The 1,228-nt window shown below is 71.5% G+C and carries 1 protein-coding gene; it reads left to right on the top strand.

Features of this window, described 5'->3' with window-relative positions; translation table 11 throughout:
• Window positions 1–168: 168 nt before the first annotated feature.
• Window positions 169–1,228, top strand: a 1,060-nt coding sequence (locus PMI01_RS25870) for a PepSY-associated TM helix domain-containing protein (protein WP_007676865.1), incomplete at its 3' end; no start/stop codon positions are given.

Here is a 1,228-nt window from a genome sequence, read left to right as displayed (position 1 = left end):
CGGCCGACAGGCTGGTGGCCGCCGCCTTCGGCGCGCCGCTGGTGATGGCGGGGGCCATGGTCTGGACCTGCGCCGACCGCCGCCTGTTGCGCACCACCGCCGTGCTGCTCGCCGTCACCGCGCTCTGCGCCCTGGTCGTCGTCCTGCGGCCGCACTGAGGACTTCGACATGGACGCCGCCGTTCCCCCCGACGCCGCCAAAACCCGCCCCAGGCGCCGGACCTCGATCTGGCCCAAGGCCTCGCCGGCCTTCGTGCGCACCGTGCTGTCGGGACATTCGGGCCTCGGCCTCGTGGCCGCCGCCCTGATCTATATCGTCTGCCTCAGCGGCACGGTGGCGGTGTTCCTCAACGAGCTGAAGCTGTGGGAGCAGCCGGCCGCGCCGCGCCTGACCCAGGTCAGCCCCCAGGCCGTCCAGACCTTCGCCCAGGCGGTGACCGCCGCCCACCCCAAGACGCCCTACACCTATATCGGCCTGCCGACCGACGACGTGCCTCACCTCTATGCGATGATCCAGGACGGCGGCGACAAGGTGCTGGTCGGCGACGCCCAGGGCGCCCTGGTCGGCGACATCACCGCCGAGTGGTCTCACTTCCTCGAACATCTGCACATCTATCTGCACCTGCCCGAGACCCTGGGCCTGATCGTCGTCGGCCTGGTCGGGGCGGCCCTGACCGGCCTGATCGTCTCGGGCTTCCTGGCCCACCCCAAGATCTTCCGCGACGCCTTCGCCTTCCGCTGGGCCGGCGCCAGGCGGCTGTCCCAGGCCGACCTGCACAACCGGCTCAGCGTCTGGGGCGCGCCGTTCCATTTCGTCGTCGCCTGGACCGGGGCCTATATCGGCCTGGCCACCGTGCTGCTGTTCGCCGTGGCCGGGGTCACCGCCAAGGGCGACGTCGCCAAGGTCACCGCCCCGATCTACGGCGCGGTGCGCAAGGCCGACCCCACGCCCGCGCCCTATCCCGACCTGGTCGCGGCCCTGGCCTGGTTCGCGCCGCTGAAGCCCGGCGTCGAGCCCGAGCTGATCGCCCTGACCGCGCCGGGCACCCGGGGCCAGACCATCGAGGTCAACGCCGCCCTGCCCAAGCGCCTGGTCTATGCCGAGCGCTATGAGTTCGACGGCCAGGGCCGGATGATCAAGAAGTTGGGCCTGTCGGACGACGGCCTGGGCAAGCAGGTCTTCGCCTCGTCCTATCCGCTGCACTTCGGCTCGTTCGGCGGCCTGCCGG

It is taken from the genome of Caulobacter sp. AP07 (assembly GCF_000281955.1).
Lineage (GTDB): Bacteria > Pseudomonadota > Alphaproteobacteria > Caulobacterales > Caulobacteraceae > Caulobacter.
The sequence above is the reverse complement of the archived record's forward strand: the minus strand, read 5'-3'. Positions and strand labels throughout refer to the sequence as shown.